Source organism: Streptomyces sp. NBC_00091, assembly GCF_026343185.1.
Taxonomy (GTDB): Bacteria; Actinomycetota; Actinomycetes; order Streptomycetales; family Streptomycetaceae; genus Streptomyces.
On sequence record NZ_JAPEMA010000001.1, the window covers coordinates 5,988,498 to 6,009,846 of the forward strand.

A 21,349-nucleotide genomic window follows, 5' to 3' on the forward strand; every position below is an offset into this window, starting at 1 on the left:
GGGGTACCTCCGTGGACAGTCAGCTCGCGGGAGCGGCGGGTGCGTGCGGATCGCTGTCGGCGCGTCCGGTGTCGAATACGGGGGCTTCGTCCCCGAGGGCCTCGCGCAGCCAGGTCCGCTCCGCGCGACTGGTGGCGCGGGCGGTGAGCAGCATGCCCCGCCGGTAGGGGTCGGCGACCTCCTCGGCACGCAGGGGCCGCTCGTTGTCGTAGAAGAAGCTCGCCGGTTCTTCCAGGAACTCCAGCCGCCTACGCAGCACCACGTGCTGCTCGGCTACGTCGGGCAGGTGAGAGAGGAAGGCCAGAACGATGTAGAACCGGGTGAAGTCGGTGATCTCGTGGTCGGCGGGCTCGCGCAGACGCTGAAGCATGTCGGCCCGTCCGGCCGCGGTCAGACTGAGCACGTACCGTGCCGCCCCCGCGGCCGGGTCGGCGCGCCGCTCGATCAAGCCCGCCTTGGTCAGACGATTGATCGCCGGATACAGGCTGCCGTCACTGACCGGCCGCGTATAGCCGGTCAGCTGTGAGACGCGGCGGCGCAGCTCGTGTCCGGGCAGGGGTCCCTCGGCGAGGAAGCCGAGTATCGCGAGTTCCAGCATGAGTCCATCTTCGCACAGGTGCATCGAATCGATGTGAACATCGATTCGATGTTATGCTCGTAGGTACCCGCCCAAACGTTTCTGGAGAGGGACAGCAAGATGCAGTCGCAGTCCACCGAGTCAGTGATGAACCGTTTCGTCGAGTTCATCAACACGGGCAACGAGGATCTCGCCCGCGAGGTCATTTCTCCGGACGCGGTGTTCCACGCGCCAAGTCACCCGGAACCACTGCGGGGGCCCGATGGGTACATGGAAGTCCTCGGGATGATGCGCAGCGCCTTCCCCGACGTTCAGTGGACGCTGGAGGAGACGGTCACCGAAGGCGACACGGTCGCCGCGCGGTTCACCATGCGGGGAACCCACGACGGTGAATTCTTCGGGATCCCGGCGAGCGGCAACAAGATCTCGGTGCAGGCCATGAACTTCTACTACCTGGCCGACGGCCGGATCGTCGGCGAACGGGGCCAGCCCGACCTCCTCGGGGTGATGCAGCAGATCGGCGCCGTACCGGCGCCGTGAGGCAGACAGTCGCCTCCTCCTCCCGCGCAACCGTCCAGGTCCGCGCTGCCGCCCTCCCGCAAGGCACACCATGGAATCCCTCGCACCCGCACCGCCCGCTCAGGCGATAGCCGTCCTGCCCCGGTCCTCCATTCTGGTGGCGGCCCTGTCCACCGTCGTGGAGTGGTACGACTTCACGCTGTACCTGTACATGACCACCGTGCTGTCCCGGGTGTTCTTCGGCACCGGCTCCACCTCGCTCCTGATCACCCTGGCGGTCTTCGCCGTCGCCTACCTGATGCGCCCGCTCGGCGCGATGGCCTTCGGCCACATCGGGGACCGGCTCGGGCGCCGCAAGGTGCTGCTCGGCTCGATGGCGGTGATGACCTCCGCGATGCTGGCCACCGCCCTGCTCCCGACCCGCGACCAGATCGGCTCCGCCGCCGGGGTCACTGCCCTCACCGTCACCCTCGTCCCCGGTCCCGCCCTGGACGCGTGGGGGTGGCGCATCCCCTTCCTGTTCGGCACGCTGCTCGCCACCACGGTGCTGATCGCCCGCTCCACCATGCGCGAATCCCCCGCCTTCGAGCAGCAGCCCCCGCCCGACACCAAGGGCGCGGGCCCGCTGATGACCACTCTGCGCACCCAGCGCCCCGCGCTCTACCGGACGTTCGCGATCTCGGCGCTCGGCTCGGTGACGTACTACGTCGGCATCAGCTACGTCCCCACCTACCTCGGCGCGGTCAGCGGCTTCAGCGAGTCCGACGCCCTGTGGCTGTCGACCATCGCGGCCCTCGTCGTCATCGTCGTCACGCCGTTCGCGGGTGCCCTGTCCGACCGGGTCGGCCGCCGCCCCGCACTCACGCTCTTCGGTGCCCTGGCGGTGATCCTGCCGCCGGCCATGTTCGGCCTGATGACCCAGGGCAGCTTCGCCGCCGCACTGACCGGCGCGATCGTCCTGGCCTGCGTGGCAGGCGGCATCAGTGCGGTCGCGGCCTCCGCGATCGCCGAACAGTTCCCCGTCGCCCAGCGCCTCAGCGGCCTCGCGCTCGGCGCCACCGCAGCCACCGCCCTCTTCGGCGGACTCACCCCGTACGCCTCCCAGGCCCTGGTCGACTCCACCGGCTGGGCCCTGATCCCCGGCGCCCTGGTCGCCGCCACTGCCCTGGCCGTCCTGCCCGTCCTGCGCCGCCTCCCGGAAACCGCGCCAGCCATCCGTGCACCCCAGCCCGGCCCTCTCGCCCCGGAACCCGAACCCCAAGCCCGCTGAGCAGACTTCGTGCGCTGCAACAACCTCACCGACGCCGCCCGGCCCGCCGCACTCTTCGCCCCCGGCACAGTCCGTACCCGGACCTTCGACACCCCGGAGTCCCTCAGCATCACCTTCCACGAGGTCCACGCGAAGTCTTCTCGTCAGAGGGGGGCGATGTTCCTAATAATCTCCGATCTGACGCGTGCCGATGTACAGTGAAGAACGCCCTTGACCTGCAGAAAGCTGGCAGGGAGCCGTCTTCCAGGAGTCCAAAATGCTGCGCACCATGTTCAAGTCCAAGATCCACCGGGCCACGGTGACCCAGGCCGACCTGCACTACGTCGGCTCTGTGACCATCGACGCCGACCTGCTCGACGCCGCCGATCTGCTGCCCGGGGAGCTCGTCCACATCGTGGACATCACCAATGGTGCGCGGCTCGAGACGTACGTCATCGAGGGGGAGCGGGGCTCCGGGGTCATCGGGATCAACGGGGCCGCCGCGCATCTCGTGCACCCCGGGGACCTCGTCATCCTGATCAGCTACGCGCAGGTCGAGGACGCGGAGGCGCGGGCGCTCAAGCCGCGCGTCGTGCACGTGGACGGCGACAACAGGATCATCGAGCTGGGCGCGGACCCGTCCGCCCCGGTGCCGGGAACGGACCAGGAGCGCAGCCCCCACTCGGTGGCTGTCTGAGGGGAGTCGGGGATCATGGCGATCGAGCTGGTGGACGAGCGCAAAGCGGGGCGGCTGCTGGCCGTCGAGGACAGCAGGGTGGTCGGCTTCATCGCCTACTTCGTGCTCGCCGCCGAGCCCCACGCCCTGGTGGCGGTGCACACCGTGGTCGAGCCGGGCCACGAGGGCCGCGGGATCGCCGGGGACCTGGTGAAGGGGTTCTACGGGATCGCCGCCGCGGAGGGGGTACCGGTCGTCCCGCTCTGCCCCTACGCCGCGAGCTGGGCCGCCCGCCACCCCGACCGGGCGCCCGAGCCCCCGGCCGCGGTCGCCGAGGCGGCCAGGGCGCAACTGGACCGGGACGCCGACCTCTGGTGAGCGGGCTGACGCTGCTGCACACCTCCCCGGTGCACGTCCCGGTCTTCGACGCACTGCGCGAGCGGGACCACCCGGAGGCCGTACTGCGCCACCTGGTGGTCCCGGACCTGCTGGACCGGGCCCGGGCCCGCGGCCCGGAGTCCGTGGTCCCCGAGCTGCTCGGGCTGCTCCGGGAATCCGGCGGCCCGGTGCTGGTCACCTGCTCGACCATCGGGGCGGTCGCGGAGTCCCTCGCCCCGGCCCTCGGGTTCCCGGTGCTGCGGGTGGACCGGCCGATGGCGGCCGAGGCCGTACGTACGGGCCCGCGGATCGCCCTGCTGGCCACCGTGGAGTCGACCTTCGCCCCGACCGGGGCCCTGCTGGCCGAGGAGGCCGGCGGGCGGCCCCTGTCCGTCCGTACGCACCTGGTGCCCGGCGCCTGGGACCGCTTCGAGGCGGGTGACGCCGCCGGGTACCTCGCGGCGGTGGCCGGGGCGGCGGACGCCGTCACGGACGCGGACGTCATCGTCCTGGCCCAGGCCTCGATGGCCGCGGCCGCCGGCCTCGTCCGCACCCGCCTGCCCGTGCTCTCCAGCCCCGCCCCCGGCCTGGCCGCCGCCCTCGCCGAGGGGCATACCGGCTGAGATCGGGGGAAGGTGGGACTCATGGTGCGAAACGTAGAGCAGACGCAGCCGCCGGTCCCCGATCCGGCGCCGGTCCCGGACCCGTACCCGCCGCTGCCGGACCCCGAGCCCGTGCCGCGCCCGGGGCCGCCGGTGCCGCAGCCCTTCCCCGAGCCGGACCCGGTGCCCACGCCCCCGGTGCCCGCGCCGATCCCGCAGCCCGGGCCGCTGAGCTGAGCCGAAACCGTCAACTCCAGCCGCAGGGCGGCTGGTTGTCACCCTTGTCAGGTCATCGGAGCGCCGTTAGGTTGTGCGGTTCCTGATGTCTTCAAGGGGGGGCTCCCATGGGTGTACGGGGCCGGCACCGCCGGTACCAGCCGAGCAGCATCAACCGGGCCTCGCTCGTCGTCACCGCGGGTGGCGCGGGATTAGCCCTCCCCCTGATCGGCGCCGGGGACGCACAGGCCGCCTCCGTGGACACCTGGAACAAGGTCGCCGCCTGCGAGTCGACCAACAACTGGCAGATCAACACCGGGAACGGCTACTACGGCGGCCTCCAGTTCAGCCAGAGCACCTGGCGCGAATTCGGCGGCACCGCCTTCGCCGCCCGCGCCGACCTCGCCACCAAGGCCCAGCAGATCGCCGTCGCCGAGAAGGTGCTCAAGGGGCAGGGGCCCAGGGCGTGGCCCGCGTGCGGCCCCCAGGCCGGGCTCAGCCGCAGCGGTCCGGCGCCCGCCGTCGACACCCGGCCCTCCACGAAGCCGGCGCCCGAACCGTCTGCCAAGCCCGCGGCGAAGCCCGCGCCGCAGGCCCCCAAGGACCGGATCCAGCCGACCAAGGCCACCACCCCGGCCCCCGTCACCATGCCCCGCCCGACCGGGACCTCCGTCCTGCCGAACCCGTACGTGGTCGCGCCCGGGGACTCCCTGTCGACGATCGCCGCCGAGCAGCACCTCGAGGGCGGCTGGCAGGCACTGTACGAGACCAACCGGTCCACGGTCGGCGGCAACCCCAACATGATCTTCCCGGGCCAGCGGCTCACCCTCAGGGTCACCACCGCCCCGCCCGCCCAGAACCCCGAGAAGCCGCCGCGCACCGCGGAGCCGGTCAAGCCCGTGGAACCGGCCGCTCCGCAGCCGGAGCAGAAGAAGCCCGAGCAGGCCAAACCGGAGCAGGCCAAGCCCGAGCAGCCGAAGCCGAAGCCCGAGCAGTCGAAGCCGGCCGAGACGCCGAAGCCCAAGCCCGCCGAGACGCCCAAGCCCGAGCCGGTCGCCAAGCCCGCCGGCAAGCCCGCCTCAGCGGAGCAGAAGCCCGCCTCGGGCGGGTTCAGCGCCCCCGTCGACTCCGGCATCGGCACCGCCTACCGCGTCGCGGGGTCCTCCTGGTCCAGCGGCTACCACACGGGCGTCGACTTCCCGGTGCCGACCGGCACCAGCGTCAAGGCCGTGGGTGCCGGCACGGTCGAGTCGGCCGGCTGGGCCGGAGCGTACGGCTACCAGGTCGTCATCAAGCACACCGACGGCCGCTACTCCCAGTACGCCCACCTCTCCGCGCTCGGCGTCAAGGCCGGCCAGCAGGTCTCCGGCGGCCAGCGGATCGGCCGCTCCGGCTCGACCGGCAACTCCAGCGGCCCGCACCTGCACTTCGAGATGCGCAGCGGACCCGGCTACGGCTCCGACATCGACCCGCTGAAGTACCTCCGCGGCAAGGGCGTCGGGATCTGACCCCCGCACGTGCGGCGGCACGGCCGTGAGCAGGACCAGGCCGGCCGCCGCCAGCGCGCCGCTCGCCAGCGCCGCCACCGCCCCGGCGGTCCCGTACCGGAAGCCCTCGTCGAACATCGAGATCCCGACCGCCGCCGCGACCACCGGATTGACCACGGTCACCGTGGCCAGCGGCGCGGTCAGCCCGGCTCCCCGGTAGGCCGCCTGGGACAGCAGCAGCCCGCCGGCCGCCAGTACGGCGATCGCCGCCAGGTCCGGCCACTGGCCGCCCAGCGCACCCGGGGCGAAGCCCTCGGCCACCGACTTGGTGAACACCGAGGCCATCCCGAAGGCGGTACCGGCCGCCGCGGCCAGCAGCACACTGCGCAGCACCGCCCGGCGCACCCGCCGGGCCGCCAGGAACAGCACCGCCGCCGCGGCCGCCGTCACCGTCAGGAGCAGACTCCGCTCGCCGCCCGCCAGGGCCTGGTCCCCGCGGCCGTCCCCGCCCGTCAGGGCCAGCAGCCCGGCCAGACCCGCCGTGGCCAGCAGCGCCCCGCGCCAGGCCGCCGCACCCGCCCGGCGGCGTACGAAGACGGCCGTCATCGGGAGCGCGAAGACGATGGTCAGCGCCCCGAGCGGCTGGACCAGGCTCAGCGGCCCGTAGGCCAGCGCCACCACGTGCAGCAGCGCGCCGAGGCCGTTCAGCGCGACCGCCACCCACCAGCCGGCCCGGCGCAGCGGGGCGTAGGCGCGGTCCGGCGTACTCGCCGCGACGCGTTCCTGGACGATCGCGCCGCCCGCGTAGGCGACGGCGGAGACCAGGCAGAGGAGAACCGACAGGGCCAGGGCGCTCATAAGATCCACCATGCCCCACCCCGGCGCGCTCTTCATCCGCCCGGAGGCTTCTTGATCTGCGGGCGAGTCATCCTCCTGGCATACACCAGCGGGAGTACGCGCAAGCCGCCCGCCGGGGACGAAGGGGCTTGATCCCCTCCATACCGTGACAGTCGCCTCGCGGTGCGTGAGGCGCCGGGGAACGGGTTTGGTTCCGGGCGTGTCGGATCCGTACAGTTTCCGTTTTGGGGACTTCCGCAGCAGGCGGATGCGGACGAGCGAACAAGGAACGGCAGCGGCCATGACGGTGACCGAAGACAACCACGCATACGGGCCGGGCATCGACCCCGAGCGCCTCGCCGTCTGCCTCGCGGTGCTCGACGAGCTCGACAAGATCGACGTCGACCACCCGGACGCCATCGCCGTGCGCCGCGCCACCGCCGGCGTCTACCGGACGGTCAAGCAGCGCCGCCGCCAGGAGCGCCGCGCCGCCAAGACGGCCAACGACAAGGCCGTCACCGAGGCCACCGCGACCGGCTCCGCCGAGCGCATCGACGACGAGACCGAGGGCATCCTGCCCTCCTCGGTCACGGAGGCCGGCCGGGTCGCCGGGATACTCCAGCGCCCGCGCTCCTGCTACGTCTGCAAGACGCGGTACGTCGAGGTCGACTACTTCTACCACCAGCTCTGCCCGGAGTGCGCCGCCGAGAACCGGACCAAGCGCGAGGCCCGCGCCGACCTCACCGGCAAGCGCGCGCTGCTCACCGGCGGCCGGGCCAAGATCGGCATGTACATCGCGCTGCGGCTGCTGCGTGACGGTGCCCACACCACGATCACCACGCGCTTCCCCAAGGACGCCATCCGCCGCTTCAAGGCGATGGACGACTCGGCGGACTGGATGCACCGCCTGGAGGTCGTCGGCATCGACCTGCGCGACCCGGCCCAGGCCGTGGCGCTCGCCGACCAGGTGGCCGACGCCGGCCCGCTGGACATCCTGATCAACAACGCCACGCAGACCGTGCGCCGCCTGCCCACCGCGTACGCCGCGCTGGTCGAGGGGGAGAGCGCCCCGCTGCCGGCCGGCGAGCTCCCCGCCCACCACGTCATCGGCGCCTTCAACTCCGGCGCGGTCGACGGCCTGGCGGCGCTGCCCGTGGGTGTGAGCGGGCTGGAGGCGCAGAAGGTCGCCGACCTCGCCCTGGTCGCGGGCAACGCCAGCCTGGAGCGGCACCTCGCCGGAACCGCCATCGACGCGGGCGGCCTGCTGCCGGACGTCGTCGAGAGCAACACCTGGGTGCAGACCATCGACCAGATCTCCCCGGTGGAGCTGCTCGAGACCCAGCTGTGCAACTACACGTCGCCCTTCATCCTGATCAGCGCGCTCCGGCCGGCCATGGCCGAGGCCGCCCGGAAGTCGTCCAGCGGGCGTGCGTACGTCGTCAACGTCTCGGCGATGGAAGGCGTCTTCAGCCGCGGCTACAAGGGCGCGGGGCACCCGAACACCAATGCCGCCAAGGCCGCGATGAACATGGTGACGCGGACGAGCGGCCAGGAGATGTTCCAGACCGACCGCATCCTGATGACCTCGATCGACACCGGCTGGATCACCGACGAGCGCCCGCACTTCGACAAGCTGCGCCTGGCCGAGGAGGGCTTCCACGCCCCCCTCGACCTGGTCGACGGCGCAGCCCGCGTCTACGACCCGATCGTCCGGGGCGAGGCCGGCGAGGACCTGTTCGGGGTCTTCCTGAAGGACTACGCCCCCGCCAACTGGTAGACCTCCCACGAGGGGCCGGCAGCCTCCCCGAGGCGGCCGGCCCCTCACTCGTACGGGCGAATCCCGCGTCAGATTCCGTAGGCTCCGGCCGCGACCAGTTCCAGTACCGGACGCCAGTCCTCCACCACCCCGGCGTCCAGGCCCGCCGCCCGGCCCGCCTGGGCCGCCTGGCGCAGGGCCTCCGCGTCCGCGTCCCCGCCGCCGGCCGGCGCGTGCAGCCGTACCAGCCGGGCCACCCGGTCGCCCAGCAGCGGGCGGACCGCCTCGGCCGCGTCGTGCCCCCCGGCCGACAGCAGCGGGCCCAGGCCGTGGACGAGTCCGGCCACTTGGAGTTCCTTGTCGTAGGGGTGCGAGCGGCGCAGCAGCGCCGCCGTCTGGAGCCCGTGGCCGTACTCCGGCGCTCCGGGCCCGCCGTGATGCGCGTGCAGCAGCTCCATGAGCTCGTCCACACTGCCGATCGCGGGCAACCCTGACCTCGCCACCGCCGCTCCCTCCGTCGTCCGCGCTCGCGCGCCACCGCCGTCGAGCAGATCAGCCCCGGCGGACAATCCGACGTACGACTTCCTGAACTCGGGGCGAAAACCATCGGTCCAGCGCGGATTTTACCGTTCCATCGAGCGGGGCCCCGCTCATATGTGTACCCTAAAGCGCAAGGAGCCCCACCCGGGCCCCCGCTCCACCAAGGCGCCACCGCGTCCGGACAGCCTTTTAATTTCCCTAGCCGGCGCGCGGTCCCGCCCGCCGGGTTACGCGACACAAGGGAGTTCGCGGTGACTGAGACGAAGAAGCCCGACCCGACTCTGGAGCTCACGGGACGGGGGGCGAGCACGCGGTCCGACGAACTCGGCAGCCTCGAGGTCTGGGCCCGCTCCGCACCCATCCGGCTGGCCGGCTACGAGGACGACCTGGCGGAGCCGCACATCCTGCCCGGCATCGACTGACAGCACGGCCTCCCGGCTCACGAGCCCGATCCACGCCCCCGCGCCCACGGCGACGGGGGCGCGGCGCGAGAGCGCCCGGCTGCCGCCGCGATTCGCAGGCTGCCCCGTCCAGCAGGCACCCGTCCAGCAGGCACCCGACCGGCAGGCGCCTGCCCGCAGTTCCCGTCAGGCCTACGCCGTCAGCGTCATCGCTGTGGGCGATCACGCCTTCCGCCTCAGCGCTCCGCCCGGCAGTGTCGGGCCCATGAAACTGCTGATGCTGGGTGGGACGGAATTCGTCGGGCGCGCGATCACCGAAGACGCCTTGGACCGCGGCTGGGAGGTGACCGTCTTCCACCGGGGCCACCACGCGCCCCCGCCCGGAACCTCCGCGCTGCACGGGGACCGTACCGCCCCCGGCGGACTGGCGGCCCTCGCCGAGGGGGAGTGGGACCTGGTCGTCGACACCTGGGGCGGCGCCCCCACGGCCGTGCGCGACAGCGCCCGGCTGCTGGCAGAGCAGGCCGGGGGGTACGTGTACATCTCCAGCCGCTCGGTGTACGCCTACCCCGCCCCGGCCGGCCTCGCCGAGGACGGCCCGCTGGTCGAGGGCTCGCCCGACGCCGACTCGACCGCCTACGCCGAGGACAAGCGCGGCAGTGAACTCGCCGCCCTGGACGCCTTCGGCGAGCGTGCCCTGCTCGTGCGCCCCGGACTGATCATCGGCCCGTACGAGAACGTCGGCCGGCTGCCCTGGTGGCTGGACCGCGTCGCCCGCGGCGGCCCGCTCCTCGCCCCCGGCCCCCGCGAACTGCCGCTCCAGTACATCGACGTGCGTGACCTCGCGCGCTGGACCCTGGACGCGTCCGAGGACAAGCGCGGTGGGGCCTTCAACCTGGTCTCCCCGACCGGCCACGCCACGATGGGCAGCCTTCTGGACGCCTGCGCCGCCGCCACCGGCACCGCGCTCGATCCGCGCTGGACCGACGCCGCGGTGATCCAGGAGGCCGGGATCGAGCCCTGGACCGAACTGCCCATCTGGCTCCCGGAGGGCGAGATGCACGACCACATGTTCGGCGGCGACGTCACCAAGGCACTGGAGGCCGGGCTGACTTGCCGGCCGATCGAGGAGACCGTCGCCGACACCTGGGCCTGGCTCCGCTCCATCGGCGGGGTCGCCCCGCAGCGGCCCGACCGGCCGCGCAAGGGCATCTCCGCGGAACGGGAGGCGGCGCTACTCGGGCTCTGAGGAGGCGGCTTCCGCGAGGCGGGTCGGCGGCAGGTACTCGCGCAGCAGCCTGCGGTGCCACCACGCGCCCGTCTCGCGCAACTCCCGCCAGGTGGTGAACCGGTAGCGGTACAGCCTGGCCCGCACGAAACGCGGCGGGGCGTCCGGGAAGGGGTTGTGGCGGATCAGCCGCAGCGTGTCCCGGTCGCCCGCCAGCAGCCGCTCCACGAACGGCCCGAACCAGTCCCGCGCATAGCCGGGGGAGAGCGCCGCGAACCACATCAGCCAGTCGAGCCGGAGGTGGTACGGGGCGAACTGGCGCGGGATCCGGCGCAGTTCGCCCGGCTTGCCCTTGAAGCCGTACTCGCGCCAGTCGCCGTCCTCGTGGGGGACGCGGTCCGCGGTGCCCTCGACCACCACTTCGTCGCGGATGCGGCCCACGGTGCCGAAGGCCCCGTAGGTGTTGACCAGGTGGAGGGAGTCGAAGGAGCGGTTCATCACCTGGCGCCGCGAGATCAGATTGGCCACCGGGTGCCGGCTCAGCGCCAGCACCAGCACGGTCAGCGCGCACACCAGGACCACGTACCAGACGGGCGCCCCGCGCGAGGCGGCGGCGGGCGGGGGACCGGCGATCCCGGTGAAGTCCACCGCGGAGAGCGCGAGCGTGATCGTCAGCCAGTTCAGCCAGGCGAAGTTCCCCGACAGCACCAGCCACAGCTGGGTGGCCACGATCACCCCGGCCGCGTACGAGGCCACCGGCTGCGGGGTGAACAGCAGCACCGGGAGCACCAGTTGCGTGAAGTGGTTCGCCGCGCACTCCGCCCGGTGCAGGGGCTTCGGCAGATGGTGGAAGAACCAGCTCAGCGGCCCCGGCATCGGCTGCGTCTCGTGGTGGTAGTACAGGCAGGTCAGCTTGCGCCAGCAGGCGTCGCCGCGCATCTTGATCAGCCCGGCGCCGAACTCCACCCGGAACAGCACCCACCGCAGCAGCCACAGGACCAGCACGGGCGGCCCGGCGCGGGCGTTGCCGAGGAAGACGGCGAGGAAGCCGACCTCCAGCAGCAGCGACTCCCAGCCGAAGGAGTACCAGGTCTGGCCCACGTTGACGATGGACAGGTACAGCAGCCACAGCACCGCCCACATCCCCATGGCGGCGCCCAGCGGCACCAGGTCCCCCGCGCCCGCGGCGAGCGCGGCGGCGAGGGCCGCCCCGGCCCAGGCGCAGCAGGCGAAGAGCCGGTCGGAGTAGCGCAGGTGGAACAGGCTCGGGGCGTGCCGGAAGGGCACGTACCGCAGGTAGCGCGGGACGGGCAGCATGCCGTGCGCCCCGATCAGTGCCCGGAACTGCAGGGCGGCACCGACGAAGGCGAAGACGTAGACACCGGCCAGGGCCCGCTGGAAGACCAGCCGGCCCAGCCAGTATCCGGGCGCCGTGAACCAGTCCATCCCCTCCAGTATCAGGCGGCGGCGGCCAGTCTGCGCAGGTGGTGGCCCAGCAGCCGGGCGTAGCCCCGCTGGAGGAGGGGGACGAGGGGGCCCGCGAGGCGGGTGTACCAGGCGGCGGGGCGGCTGAAGGCGGTGACCTCGAACCACACGGTGCCGTCGGCGGCGAGTTCCACCAGGAAGGACTCTTCCCCGCACTCGGGGTGCCCGGTGAGGGTTCCGTAGGCGAAACCGGCCCGGTCGGGCGCATCCGTGGTCCAGACCACCTCGCAGGGCACGGTGATCCGCAGCGGGCCGGCGCCGAGGCCGATCTCCACCCGGGCCCCGGTGGCGGCCGGGCCGTCCGCCCGTACGGTCGCCCCGGTCGCCCGGTGCATCCGGAAGCCCGTGACGGCCGAGCCGGCCGCCTCGAAGGCCGCCCGGCCCCGCCCGATCCGGGTGCGGTGGTGCAGGTGGTGGTAGCCGGCGGGCAGCGGCTGCCGGAGGGTCGCGCCGCGGTCGGGGTAGCTGAGGGTGCTGCGGCCGGTGCTGAGGAGTCGGGTCATGGCGGGGTCTCCGTTCGGGGGTGGGTCAGCGGGAGGCGGCCTGGAGGGCGGGGCGGTCGGCGGTCAGGCGGCGCCAGGCCAGCAGCGAGCAGAGCGCGAAGCCGAGCGCGTTGCCGAGGCCGTGGGTCGCGGCCATCCAGGTCAGGGTGGGGTGGACGATCCCGGTGGCCTCGCCCGCCGCCCACCACAGGGCGAGCAGCATGGTGGCCACCAGTACCGCGGCCGAGACGGCGAGCAGCGCTCCCGTGAGCCGGTCGCGGGCAGCGGGCCGGACGTCCCGCCAGGTCGCCAGCGCCACCGTCCACATCCCGGCGGTCAGCACCACTGCTCCCAGCAGTTCGGCCCAGTCGTCGACGAAGTAGCCGAGCAGGACGAGCGCGGTCCCCGCCGGGACGCTGTACGCGGCCCAGCGCGCCCGGTGTCCCGCCGCCGCCGACCGGCACACCAGGCCGGCGACCAGGGCGGCCGTGAACCCGGCGAAGTGGAAGTGCGGGACGGTCAGGGCCAGGATGTCCAGGTCGAAGCCGAAGAGCCGGTGTCCGGCGCGTTCGGCGACCAGGGCGCCGGCGGCCACCGCGGGCGAGACGAGCGCGGTCAGCGCGGCCACCTCGGCGGGGGCCGGCCGGTGCCCGCGCGGCAGCCGGGCGACTCCCCGGCAGGCCAGGGCCAGGGCGGCGGCACCGTAGAGCGCGGCGAGCCCGGTGGCGGCGGGGCCGCGCGGGAGCCACAGGCACAGCGCTCCCGGGGCGGCGGCCAGGGGCCACAGCCGGGCCGCGGTCCGCAGGCCGGCGGGGTCGATCAGGCGCAGGCCCACGGGGACGACCCAGCACATGCCCAGGGTGACGATCAGGTTCACGAGTACCGTCACGACCGCTCCTTTGAACGTGTTCAACTCGTGGTCCCGACCCTACGGGGTCTCTTGAACATGTTCAAGACCGTGTGGAGGCGCTCCGGTTGCGGCGCCGGTGGACATGCGGCAGACAAGAGGGAGCAACCGGGGCGAAAAGGGAGAGCAGCGTGAACGACCTGAACGACGTGCCCGCACCGACATCCCGTCAGGCACCGCGCCGTCAGGCACCGCGCCGTCAGGCACCGCGCCGTCACGTACCGGTCCGCACGGCCCTCGTGGCCCTCCTCGGCCTGCTCGCCGCCGGCTGCGGGGGCGCCGGCCCCGAACAGACCAAGGGCCCGGCGCCCGAGAGCCAGGAGCTGACCCTCCAGCCCGTGGGCGCCTCCGGCCCCGACCCCTTCACCGCCTCCTCCGCCACCGCCGAGTCGGCCCCCGTGCAGCCCCCGCTGCCCAACCCGAGCGGCCGGGGCATCCGTACGGTCGGCGCGGCCACCCCCGGTCTGTACGGCGGAACCAGCCGGCTCGGCAGCTGCGACGTGGAACGCCAGATCGCCTTCCTCACCTCCGACCACGCCAAGTCCCGGGCCTTCGCCCAGGCCACCGGGGTCGGACAGGAGAAGCTCCCCGACTTCCTGCGGGCCCTGACCCCCGTGGTCCTGCGTGCCGACACCCGGGTCACCAACCACGGCTTCCGTGAGGGCCGGGCCGACGGCTACCAGGCCGTGCTCCAGGCCGGGACGGCCGTCCTCGTCGACGAGCACGGCATGCCCCGGGTCCGCTGCGGCTGCGGGAACCCCCTCGCCCCGCCGCGCTCCGCCAAGGGGAGCCCGGTCCTCAAGGGCGACCAGTGGAACGGCTACCAGCCCAACCAGGTCATCGTCATCGAGCCGACCGCCCAGGTGATCAACAGGCTGGTCATCGTGAACATCGCCGACAACACCTGGATCGAGCGCAAGGCCGGCGACGACGGGGCCCAGGACAAGACCCCGAGGCTGCTCCCGCCCTACGACCCCGCCGACGGCATCCCGAACGGCCCCGCGACCCCGACCGTCGACCCGTCGTCCGACCCCTGCACCGCCGCGGACCCCAACAGCCTGGCCCGGACCGTCCCGCCGACGCCCCCGTCGGCCACGCCGTCCGGACCCCCGGCGGGCCCCCCGGCCGGCCCGCCGTACCCGGAATCCGCCGGCCCGCTCGCCGGTGCGCCGTACGAAGGGCCCGCCGACCCCCTGGCCGGTGCGCCGTACCCGGAGTTCGCCGATCCGCAGGCTGGTCCGCCGTACGCGGGGCCCTCCGGCCCGCCCTCCGGCCCGCCGTCCGCAGGGCCCGCCGAGCCGCCGTCGCAGGCCGACCCGCCGGTCGCCCCGCCGGCCAACCCGCCCGTCGCCCCGCAGGCCGCCCCGCCAGCCGCTCCGCAGGCCGCCCCGTCGGCCAGCCCCTGCCCCTCCGAGGCCGGTACCGTGCCGCGCGCGCCCGGCCTTCCGCAGGACCCCCCGAGCGGCGGCCTGCCCCCCTCGGACCTGCCCTCCGGTCCGTCGTCCGACGCCCCCGCCGACCTCCCCCCGGACCAACGCGGCGCCGTCCCGTCCGAGCCGGGCGTGCCCCCGGTCCCGGTCCCGGACGACGGTCCGGCCGCCGACCCGGCCCTGCCCGCGGACCCGGACGGTCCCGCCGACCCGTACGGCTTCCCGGACCAGGAGCCGGCCGCGGACCAGCCCCCCTACCTGGAGAGCGCCTGACCCGCCGCTGTGTCATGGTGGACCGGTGCCGAGCACCGTATCGCTGCCGGAGGACTGGCCCGCACACGCGGACCGGTCCCTGTCACTGAACCGGATGGGCAGTTTCGACTGGGACCTGGTCACCGGGCTCATGCACATGGACGCAGCGGCCCTCGAGGTCTTCGACACGACCCCGGACGAGTACGACGGCCGGCCGGGATCGCTCTCCCCGCGCGTCCCGCCCGCCGAGTCCGTCCGGCTGGACGCCCTCGTCTCCAGCGCCCTCAAGAGCGGAGTCGACAGCTACGGCGCCTACTTCCGGATCCGCTGCCACGACGGGCGGCTGCGCTGGACCCACACCCAGGGCCGCGTCATGCGCGGCCCGGACGGGCGCCCGTACCGGATCATCGGCATCGTCCGCGACGCGACCGAGGAACTGAGCCACTCCGCCGAACGCCTCGGGCTCGATGAAGAGCGCCGCCGCCAGACCTCCGTGGTCGAGAGCACCACCGCCGCCCTCGCCCACGCCCGGACCGTCCGCGACGTCATCGACGTCATCGGCGACGCCCACGGACTGGAGCGCCTCGGCTCGATGGGCATGGTGATGGGCCTGGTCGAGGCCGGCCGGATCCACCTGGTGGCCGAAGGCCCCGCCGACAGCTTCGTCCCCGGCACCCGCTACACGCGCGTCGACGAGCAGTACCCGATGAGCGAGGTCGTCCGCTCGCTCCAGCCCCGGTTCCTCGACTCCGCCGAGGAGTTCGCCGAGGGGTACCCGGAGCTCTGGGCGAAGATCTCGTACATGCGGATATCGGCCGCCGCCTATCTGCCGCTGATCGCGCAGGCCCGCCCGATCGGCGCGATCGGCCTGCTCTACCAGGACAAGGACGGCTTCACCCAGGACGAGCGGAACCTGCTGGTGGCCCTGGGCAGCAGCATCGCGCAGAGCCTCCAGCGGGCGATGCTGCTGGAGCAGGAGCACGACCTCGCCGAGGGCCTCCAGCAGGCCATGCTGCCCCGCCGGATCCCGGCCGTCCCCGGCGCCCAGATCGCCGTGCGCTACCGGTCCGCCCGGATGGGCCAGGACATCGGCGGGGACTGGTACGACGTCATCCCGCTGCCCGGCGGCCGCGTCGGCGCCGTCATCGGCGACGTCCAGGGCCACGACACGCACGCGGCGGCCGTGATGGGCCAGCTGCGCATCGTGCTGCGCGCGTACGCCGCCGAGGGGCACTCACCGGGCACCGTGATGGCCCGGGCCTCGGTGTTCCTGCACGAACTGGACACCGACCGCTTCGCGACCTGCACCTACGTGGAGGCCGACCTCTCCACGGGGGTGCTCCAGCTGGTGCGCGCCGGCCACCTCGACCCGCTCCTGCGGACCCGCGACGGGGACTGCCGCAGGCTTCCGGTGGAGGGCGGGATGCCGCTGGGCCTGTCGGCGGAGTTCGGCAGCCTGGAGTACCCGGTGACGACCGTGGAGCTGGACCCTGGGGAAACGCTTCTGCTGTGCACCGACGGGCTGGTGGAACAGCCCGGCGCGGACCTGGACGACGGCATCCGCCTGCTGACCGCCCTGGTCCGCGGCGGCCCGGCCGGCCTCCAGCCGCTCGCCGACCGGCTGTGCGAGGTGGTCGACGACCGGGGCGGCGACGACGACATGGCCCTGCTCCTGCTGCGCCGCCAGGACGAGGACACCCGGCCGGGCGGCGGCCGGCTCCAGCAGCACGTGGCCCCCGGGGACCCCGAGGCGCTCGTCGCCGCCCGGCACATGACCGGCGCGGCGGTGCGGTCGTGGGGCGCGCGCGGCCGGGCCGACGAGATCGAACTGGTCGCGGACGAGCTGATCGTGAACGCCCTGATGCACACGGACGGCCCGGCGATCGTGACCCTGCGCGTCCTGGCCGGCCCGCAGCGGCGGCTGCGGGTGGAGGTGGAGGACCGCTCCAGCGCCCTCCCGCGCCGCCGCGAGGCGGGGGAGGCGGGGGTCTCGGGGCGGGGCCTGATGCTGGTGGACCGGCTGGCGGACGTCTGGGGGGTGGAGCCCCGGGGCGGCGGCAAGTGCGTGTGGTGCGAGTTCGTGATGGATTAGCGTCCCCGGCGGCCGGATCGCGGCCGGATCGCGTCCGGACCGGGTCCGGGTCGTCGCGTCCGGTCGCGGCCGGGTCGCGTTCGGCGCGAGGGGGCGGGAGGCTGGGAGGGTGCCCGAGCTGCCGGAGGTCGAGGCCCTGAGGGAGTTCCTCGACGAGCACCTCGCCGGGCGGGTGGTCGAAGGCGTCCTCCCGCTCGCGGTCAGCGTGCTCAAGACCTACGACCCGCCCCTCACCGCCCTCGAAGGGCGGCCGGCCGGCCCCGTGGCCCGGTACGGGAAGTTCCTGGCCCTGCGGATCGGCGAGCTCCACCTCGTCACGCACCTGGCCCGGGCCGGCTGGCTGCGCTGGCGGGAGACCCTGCCCGCGCAGCCGCCCCGGCCCGGCAAGGGGCCGCTCGCGCTGCGCCTCGTACTGGCGGGCGGCGGCGGCTTCGACCTCACCGAGGCGGGCACGCAGAAGCGCCTGGCCGTGTACGTCGTGCGCGACCCCCAGGAGGTGCCGGGCATCGCCCGGCTCGGCCCCGACCCGCTGGCCGAGGGCTTCGACCGGGAGGCCTTCGCCGCGCTGCTGGCCGGCGAGCGGCGGCAGATCAAGGGGGTGCTCCGCGACCAGAGCGTGATCGCCGGCATCGGGAACGCGTACAGCGACGAGATCCTGCACGCGGGGAAGGTCTCGCCCTTCAAACTGGCGGCCTCCTTCGACGAGGAGCAGGTCACCCACCTGCACCAGGCCGTACGGGACACCCTGCGCGCCGCCGTCGAACGGGCCCACGGGCTCGCCGCCGGGGAGCTGAAGGCCGAGAAGAAGAGCGGGCTGCGGGTCCACGGCCGGGCGGGTGAGCCGTGCCCGGTGTGCGGGGACACCGTCCGCTCGGTGTCCTTCGCGGACTCCTCGCTCCAGTACTGCCCCACCTGCCAGACCGGGGGCAAACCGCTCGCGGACCGCAGGCTCTCCCGCCTCCTCAAGTAGCCGGGGCGCTGCGTAGACTCCGGCACCATGGCCGAGCAGCAGCCGCCGCCCCGGCGGGAGATCGTCACCGGAGTCCCGCGCGGCACCCGCCGCCGGCCTCCCGCGCACACCCCCGCCCGCTCGGAGATCTCCGAGCAGACCAGCCTCGGCGCCACCTACGTACGGGCCCTGATGCGCAGCCAGCTGCGTGCCGGGCTGGGCGCGCTGGCGGTGCTCGCCCTCGTGCTCGGGCTGCTGCCGCTGGGCTTCCTGGTGCCCCGCGCGGCCGCGGGCCCGCTGGTCTGGGTCGCGCTCGGGCTGGTGGCGTACCCGGTGATGTGGCTGATCGCCCGCTGGTACGTGGCCCGGGCCGAGCGCAACGAGGCCGACTTCACGGGCCTGGTGACGGACCCGGCCGAGACGGCCTAGCGCGGAGCGGAGACCGGAGACCGGAGCCCGGAGCCCGGAGTAGGAAGGCCGCTGCCCTAGAAGAGGTGCATCGCCAGGTGTCCCAGCGGCAGCCCGAGCTGCCAGGCCGGGGTCCACACGCGGGCGTTCTCGTCCAGGCCCGGCGGGGTGTCGGCGTGGCCGTGCCGGCCGGGGTCGAGGTTGGTGGCGAACAGCTCCGTGTGGTCCAGCCAGCGCCAGGCCGCCCGGGCCAGCTCGAGGTCCGGATCCTCGCCGCGGCCGCGCTCGCGGGCCTCCTCGCCCAGCGCGAGGAACCGGGTGTGGACCCAGTCGCGCCAGGGGTGCCCGTACGCCGTCAGCGAGAGCCATTCGTCGAGCTGCGAGACCACCCGGATCCCGGACAGTTCGCCGGCCGCGTCCGAGAGGTAGATCGTCAGCGCGAGCGTGTCGCGCCCGGCACGGAACTCCAGCGTGCTCACCGGGATCAGCCGGCCCGTGCGCAGCAGCTCGTCCGCGATGTACTCCGCGTAGAGCCACGCCATGGGCACCGCCAGTCCGCCGTCACTGGTGCCGTTCGTACTCTCGGGCTGCACCGTTCCACCCTCTCCCGCGCGTCGAGCCTGCCGCCGTCATCCCCGAGCCTTCACCCGGCGGCTCGCGGAACGGGGGATGTTTACTCAACTTGAACGGACTGATGCCGATATCGGTGTGCTCCGTGTCCGGATCGTGCGCATGGAGGGCGTTCCTTGAGTGTTTCTCCACCGGCCCCACAGCGTGCCCCGAGCTCGCGGACCCCGGTTCAGGCGCCGAGCCCGTACCCCTGGAGCCCCTTGCGCAGGGCGCGCAGGGCGTAGTACGTACGGGACTTGACCGTTCCGGCGGGGATGCCGAGCTCCGCCGCCGCCTCGGCCACCGAGCGGTCCTGGAAGTAGACCTGCATCAGCACGGCCCGGTGCTCGGGCCCCAGGCTGCCCACCGCCCGCCGGACGTCGATCGCGGTGACCGAGCCGGCCACCGCGTCCTCGGGGGCGGGTGCCTGCTCCAGGCCGTCGGAGTCGACCTCCTGCGGCCGTGAGAGCCGGGCCCGGCGGGCGTCGATCGCGAGCCGCCGCGCCACCGTGAACAGCCAGGGCCGCATCGATTCGTGCCCGCTCGCCAGCACCTCCGGATGCTGCCAGACCCGTACGAGGGTCTCCTGGACGAGGTCCTCGGCGCGTTGGGCGTCCCCTGCGGTGAGGCCGAGCAGGAAACCGAACAGGGCCCGCCCGTGGTCGCGCTGGAGTTCGGCGAGCGCCTCGGGTTCCGTGCGCTGGAGGGTGGGGGAGGGCGACACGAGTGGCTCCTTCCGGTTTCGCTTTCCGCGGGGATGCCGGGGCTGGGTCGGCGACACCCTCACCCTCACCTGCACGGAGCCGCCCGGGAACTGTCCGGCGGGGCCGTTGCGCCCAAGCACCCGGGTCGTCCGGTGGGCGGCCGCGCCGGGCGACGAACGGTCGAACGGCGCGGCGAACGGCCATGGGCCGTCGGAGTGGGGCGGGGCGGGCGGACTGCGCCGGTGCTTGACTTGCGGCCCCTTCTCCTATGGATTTCGGTTGATCTGACAGTCCTACAAATGGGAGCTGGGACAGATGACCAACCGCATCCGGCAGGCCCTCGCCCTGCTGTCGGCCCTCCTGCTGCCGGCGGCGGCCGCCGGCTGTTCCGCCGCCGGAGGCCCCGCGCCGGCCCGCCTCGGCTCCAGCGCCGCCGGGGCGCCCGCCGGCACGGCCGGACCGGGAGGCGCCACGGCCCCCGCCCCGAAGGGCTTCACCCTGGTCGCGAGCGGCGACGTACTGCCGCACACCTCGGTCATCCAGCGGGCCGCGGCGGACGCGGACGGCGAGGGGCACGACTTCCGGCCCATGTTCTCCGGCGTCAAACCGGTGGTCTCGGCGGCCGACCTGGCCCTGTGCCACATGGAGACCATCTACGGAGAGGACGACGGGCCCTTCAGCGGCTACCCCGCCTTCGTCTCCCCGCCCACCGTCGCCGACGCGCTCAAGGACGCCGGGTACGACGGCTGCTCCACGGCCTCCAACCACACGCTGGACGACGGGGCCGAGGGGCTGAAGCGCACCCTCGACCGGTTCGACAAGGTCGGCCTCGGCCACGCGGGCTCCGCGCGCACGGCGGCCGAGGCGGCCCGCACCACCCTCTACCCGGCGGGCTCCGCCAAGGTCGCGCACCTCGCCTACACCTACGACACCAACGGCTACCCCATGCCCGACGGGCAGCCGTGGGCGGTCAACCTGATGCGGCAGGACAAGATCGTCGCGGATGCGCGCACGGCCCGGAAGGCCGGTGCGGACGTGGTGCTGGTCAGCATCCACTGGGGCACCGAATGGCAGACCGAACCGGACGAGACCCAGCTCTCGCTGGGCAGGGCGCTGACCGCCTCGCAGAGCGGCGGACGCCCGGACATCGACATGATCCTGGGCACGCACGCGCACATCCCGCAGGCCTACGAGAAGGTCAACGGGAGCTGGATCGTCTACGGCATGGGCGACCAGGTCGCGGGGGAGATGTTCAACCACACCGGCGCGCGCGACATGCGGGGCAACTACGGCTCCATCGGCCGTTTCACCTTCGCCCCGCCCGCCGCGCCCGGACAGCGCTGGCAGGTGACCAACGCCGAGTTCGTCCCGCAGATGATGGACCTGTCCACGGGCAGGGTCGTCAACCTGCCCGCCGCCCTCGCCGAGGACCCGGGCCACGAGGCGTACGAGAGCGCCGACGAGGCCATCACGGAGGCCGTCCTCAGCCGCGGCGCCGCCAAGGACGGCCTGAAGCGGGCCCGGTAGCCACTCGTGGGGGCCCGTCCACGGGCACCTCGAATTCT

22 protein-coding genes and 2 pseudogenes are annotated in these 21,349 nt (G+C 73.6%); 16 read left to right on the plus strand and 8 right to left on the minus strand.

Annotation, left to right across the window (positions count from 1 at the left end):
* Nucleotides 1–19: 19 nt before the first annotated feature.
* Nucleotides 20–598, minus strand: coding sequence for a PadR family transcriptional regulator (locus OOK34_RS27535; RefSeq protein ID WP_267036547.1), 579 nt, complete (start codon nt 596–598; stop codon nt 20–22).
* 126 nt (nt 599–724) lie between these two features.
* On the opposite strand from OOK34_RS27535, the gene OOK34_RS27540 reads away from it, so the two are divergent.
* From OOK34_RS27540 to OOK34_RS27575, 8 genes and pseudogenes are all read left to right on the plus strand, one after another.
* The gene (locus OOK34_RS27540) at nt 725–1,117 is read left to right on the plus strand and encodes an ester cyclase (RefSeq protein ID WP_267036548.1); all 393 of its coding nucleotides are present in this window, start codon (nt 725–727) and stop codon (nt 1,115–1,117) included.
* A gap of 70 nt (nt 1,118–1,187) precedes the next feature.
* Nucleotides 1,188–2,366 (plus strand): MFS transporter, encoded by a 1,179-nt coding sequence (locus OOK34_RS27545; protein WP_267036549.1) that lies wholly within the window; start codon nt 1,188–1,190, stop codon nt 2,364–2,366.
* A gap of 9 nt (nt 2,367–2,375) precedes the next feature.
* Nucleotides 2,376–2,504 (plus strand): annotated as a pseudogene (locus tag OOK34_RS27550) (radical SAM protein); the annotation flags it as partial.
* A gap of 118 nt (nt 2,505–2,622) precedes the next feature.
* A complete protein-coding gene (panD, locus tag OOK34_RS27555; RefSeq protein ID WP_267036550.1) occupies nt 2,623–3,042 on the plus strand; it encodes an aspartate 1-decarboxylase in 420 nt (139 codons plus the stop codon).
* Between the two features lie 15 nt (nt 3,043–3,057).
* On the plus strand, nt 3,058–3,399 hold the full coding sequence (locus OOK34_RS27560) for a GNAT family N-acetyltransferase (RefSeq protein ID WP_267036551.1): 342 nt from the start codon (nt 3,058–3,060) through the stop codon (nt 3,397–3,399).
* The gene (locus OOK34_RS27565) at nt 3,393–4,022 is read left to right on the plus strand and encodes an aspartate/glutamate racemase family protein (protein WP_267036932.1); all 630 of its coding nucleotides are present in this window, start codon (nt 3,393–3,395) and stop codon (nt 4,020–4,022) included. Before OOK34_RS27560 ends, OOK34_RS27565 begins: the two co-directional genes overlap by 7 nt.
* 21 nt (nt 4,023–4,043) lie before the next feature.
* Nucleotides 4,044–4,238 (plus strand): hypothetical protein, encoded by a 195-nt coding sequence (locus tag OOK34_RS27570; protein WP_267036552.1) that lies wholly within the window; start codon nt 4,044–4,046, stop codon nt 4,236–4,238.
* Nucleotides 4,239–4,345: 107 nt separating this feature from the next.
* Nucleotides 4,346–5,725 carry a transglycosylase family protein gene (locus OOK34_RS27575; RefSeq protein WP_267036553.1) on the plus strand — a complete coding sequence of 460 codons (1,380 nt, stop codon included), beginning with the start codon at nt 4,346–4,348 and terminating at the stop codon, nt 5,723–5,725.
* A gap of 24 nt (nt 5,726–5,749) precedes the next feature.
* Here OOK34_RS27575 and OOK34_RS27580 read toward each other — a convergent pair.
* Nucleotides 5,750–6,562: pseudogene (locus tag OOK34_RS27580) on the minus strand (DMT family transporter); the annotation flags it as partial.
* 280 nt (nt 6,563–6,842) lie between these two features.
* Here OOK34_RS27580 and OOK34_RS27585 point away from each other — a divergent pair.
* A complete protein-coding gene (locus OOK34_RS27585) occupies nt 6,843–8,318 on the plus strand; it encodes an SDR family NAD(P)-dependent oxidoreductase (protein ID WP_267036554.1) in 1,476 nt (491 codons plus the stop codon).
* A 68-nt stretch (nt 8,319–8,386) separates the two neighbouring features.
* Here the strand turns inward: OOK34_RS27585 and OOK34_RS27590 are convergent, their stop codons facing one another.
* Entirely contained in the window at nt 8,387–8,755 is a 369-nt protein-coding gene (locus OOK34_RS27590; protein WP_267036933.1) for a hypothetical protein, read from the minus strand.
* Nucleotides 8,756–9,088: 333 nt separating this feature from the next.
* On the opposite strand from OOK34_RS27590, the gene OOK34_RS27595 reads away from it, so the two are divergent.
* Together OOK34_RS27595 and OOK34_RS27600 are read left to right on the plus strand one after the other, a co-directional pair.
* The gene (locus OOK34_RS27595; RefSeq protein ID WP_267036942.1) at nt 9,089–9,259 is read left to right on the plus strand and encodes a hypothetical protein; all 171 of its coding nucleotides are present in this window, start codon (nt 9,089–9,091) and stop codon (nt 9,257–9,259) included.
* 244 nt (nt 9,260–9,503) lie between these two features.
* Complete coding sequence (locus OOK34_RS27600) at nt 9,504–10,487, plus strand: NAD-dependent epimerase/dehydratase family protein (RefSeq protein WP_267036555.1); 984 nt, start codon at nt 9,504–9,506, stop codon at nt 10,485–10,487.
* Here OOK34_RS27600 and OOK34_RS27605 read toward each other — a convergent pair.
* From OOK34_RS27605 to OOK34_RS27615, 3 genes are read right to left on the minus strand one after another with little or no spacing between them, the layout of a single operon-like run.
* A complete protein-coding gene (locus tag OOK34_RS27605; protein ID WP_267036556.1) occupies nt 10,473–11,912 on the minus strand; it encodes a lipase maturation factor family protein in 1,440 nt (479 codons plus the stop codon). The genes OOK34_RS27600 and OOK34_RS27605 overlap by 15 nt on opposite strands.
* Before the next feature lie 11 nt (nt 11,913–11,923).
* Nucleotides 11,924–12,454, minus strand: a complete 531-nt coding sequence (locus OOK34_RS27610) for a DUF1990 family protein (protein ID WP_267036557.1) — start codon at nt 12,452–12,454, stop codon at nt 11,924–11,926.
* Nucleotides 12,455–12,479: 25 nt separating this feature from the next.
* On the minus strand, nt 12,480–13,322 hold the full coding sequence (locus tag OOK34_RS27615; protein WP_267036558.1) for a YndJ family protein: 843 nt from the start codon (nt 13,320–13,322) through the stop codon (nt 12,480–12,482).
* Nucleotides 13,323–13,471: 149 nt separating this feature from the next.
* Here OOK34_RS27615 and OOK34_RS27620 point away from each other — a divergent pair, with 149 nt between their 5' ends.
* From OOK34_RS27620 to OOK34_RS27635, 4 genes are all read left to right on the plus strand, one after another.
* The gene (locus OOK34_RS27620; RefSeq protein WP_267036559.1) at nt 13,472–15,043 is read left to right on the plus strand and encodes a DUF6777 domain-containing protein; all 1,572 of its coding nucleotides are present in this window, start codon (nt 13,472–13,474) and stop codon (nt 15,041–15,043) included.
* A gap of 7 nt (nt 15,044–15,050) precedes the next feature.
* A complete protein-coding gene (locus tag OOK34_RS27625; RefSeq protein WP_267036934.1) occupies nt 15,051–17,114 on the plus strand; it encodes a SpoIIE family protein phosphatase in 2,064 nt (687 codons plus the stop codon).
* 109 nt (nt 17,115–17,223) lie between these two features.
* Complete coding sequence (locus OOK34_RS27630) at nt 17,224–18,084, plus strand: Fpg/Nei family DNA glycosylase (protein WP_267036560.1); 861 nt, start codon at nt 17,224–17,226, stop codon at nt 18,082–18,084.
* A 27-nt stretch (nt 18,085–18,111) separates the two neighbouring features.
* On the plus strand, nt 18,112–18,492 hold the full coding sequence (locus OOK34_RS27635) for a hypothetical protein (protein ID WP_267036561.1): 381 nt from the start codon (nt 18,112–18,114) through the stop codon (nt 18,490–18,492).
* 56 nt (nt 18,493–18,548) lie between these two features.
* Here the strand turns inward: OOK34_RS27635 and OOK34_RS27640 are convergent, their stop codons facing one another.
* Both OOK34_RS27640 and OOK34_RS27645 read right to left on the minus strand, forming a co-directional pair.
* The gene (locus tag OOK34_RS27640; RefSeq protein WP_267036935.1) at nt 18,549–19,013 is read right to left on the minus strand and encodes a hypothetical protein; all 465 of its coding nucleotides are present in this window, start codon (nt 19,011–19,013) and stop codon (nt 18,549–18,551) included.
* A 257-nt stretch (nt 19,014–19,270) separates the two neighbouring features.
* Nucleotides 19,271–19,804: a sigma-70 family RNA polymerase sigma factor gene (locus tag OOK34_RS27645; RefSeq protein ID WP_267036562.1), complete on the minus strand. Its 534-nt coding sequence runs from the start codon at nt 19,802–19,804 to the stop codon at nt 19,271–19,273.
* Between the two features lie 295 nt (nt 19,805–20,099).
* Here OOK34_RS27645 and OOK34_RS27650 point away from each other — a divergent pair, with 295 nt between their 5' ends.
* A complete protein-coding gene (locus tag OOK34_RS27650; RefSeq protein WP_267036563.1) occupies nt 20,100–21,311 on the plus strand; it encodes a CapA family protein in 1,212 nt (403 codons plus the stop codon).
* Nucleotides 21,312–21,349: the final 38 nt, after the last annotated feature.

Coding starts and splice junctions, on each gene's coding strand:
- OOK34_RS27590 (WP_267036933.1), bottom strand. CDS start 8,755: ATGGAGCTGCTGCACGCGCATCACGGCGGGCCCGGAGCGCCGGAGTAC.
- OOK34_RS27585 (WP_267036554.1), top strand. CDS start 6,843: ATGACGGTGACCGAAGACAACCACGCATACGGGCCGGGCATCGACCCC.
- OOK34_RS27570 (WP_267036552.1), top strand. CDS start 4,044: ATGGTGCGAAACGTAGAGCAGACGCAGCCGCCGGTCCCCGATCCGGCG.
- OOK34_RS27535 (WP_267036547.1), bottom strand. CDS start 598: ATGCTGGAACTCGCGATACTCGGCTTCCTCGCCGAGGGACCCCTGCCC.
- OOK34_RS27650 (WP_267036563.1), top strand. CDS start 20,100: ATGACCAACCGCATCCGGCAGGCCCTCGCCCTGCTGTCGGCCCTCCTG.
- OOK34_RS27610 (WP_267036557.1), bottom strand. CDS start 12,454: ATGACCCGACTCCTCAGCACCGGCCGCAGCACCCTCAGCTACCCCGAC.
- OOK34_RS27545 (WP_267036549.1), top strand. CDS start 1,188: ATGGAATCCCTCGCACCCGCACCGCCCGCTCAGGCGATAGCCGTCCTG.
- panD (WP_267036550.1), top strand. CDS start 2,623: ATGCTGCGCACCATGTTCAAGTCCAAGATCCACCGGGCCACGGTGACC.
- OOK34_RS27600 (WP_267036555.1), top strand. CDS start 9,504: ATGAAACTGCTGATGCTGGGTGGGACGGAATTCGTCGGGCGCGCGATC.
- OOK34_RS27540 (WP_267036548.1), top strand. CDS start 725: ATGAACCGTTTCGTCGAGTTCATCAACACGGGCAACGAGGATCTCGCC.
- OOK34_RS27605 (WP_267036556.1), bottom strand. CDS start 11,912: ATGGACTGGTTCACGGCGCCCGGATACTGGCTGGGCCGGCTGGTCTTC.
- OOK34_RS27640 (WP_267036935.1), bottom strand. CDS start 19,013: ATGGCGTGGCTCTACGCGGAGTACATCGCGGACGAGCTGCTGCGCACG.
- OOK34_RS27635 (WP_267036561.1), top strand. CDS start 18,112: ATGGCCGAGCAGCAGCCGCCGCCCCGGCGGGAGATCGTCACCGGAGTC.
- OOK34_RS27575 (WP_267036553.1), top strand. CDS start 4,346: ATGGGTGTACGGGGCCGGCACCGCCGGTACCAGCCGAGCAGCATCAAC.
- OOK34_RS27560 (WP_267036551.1), top strand. CDS start 3,058: ATGGCGATCGAGCTGGTGGACGAGCGCAAAGCGGGGCGGCTGCTGGCC.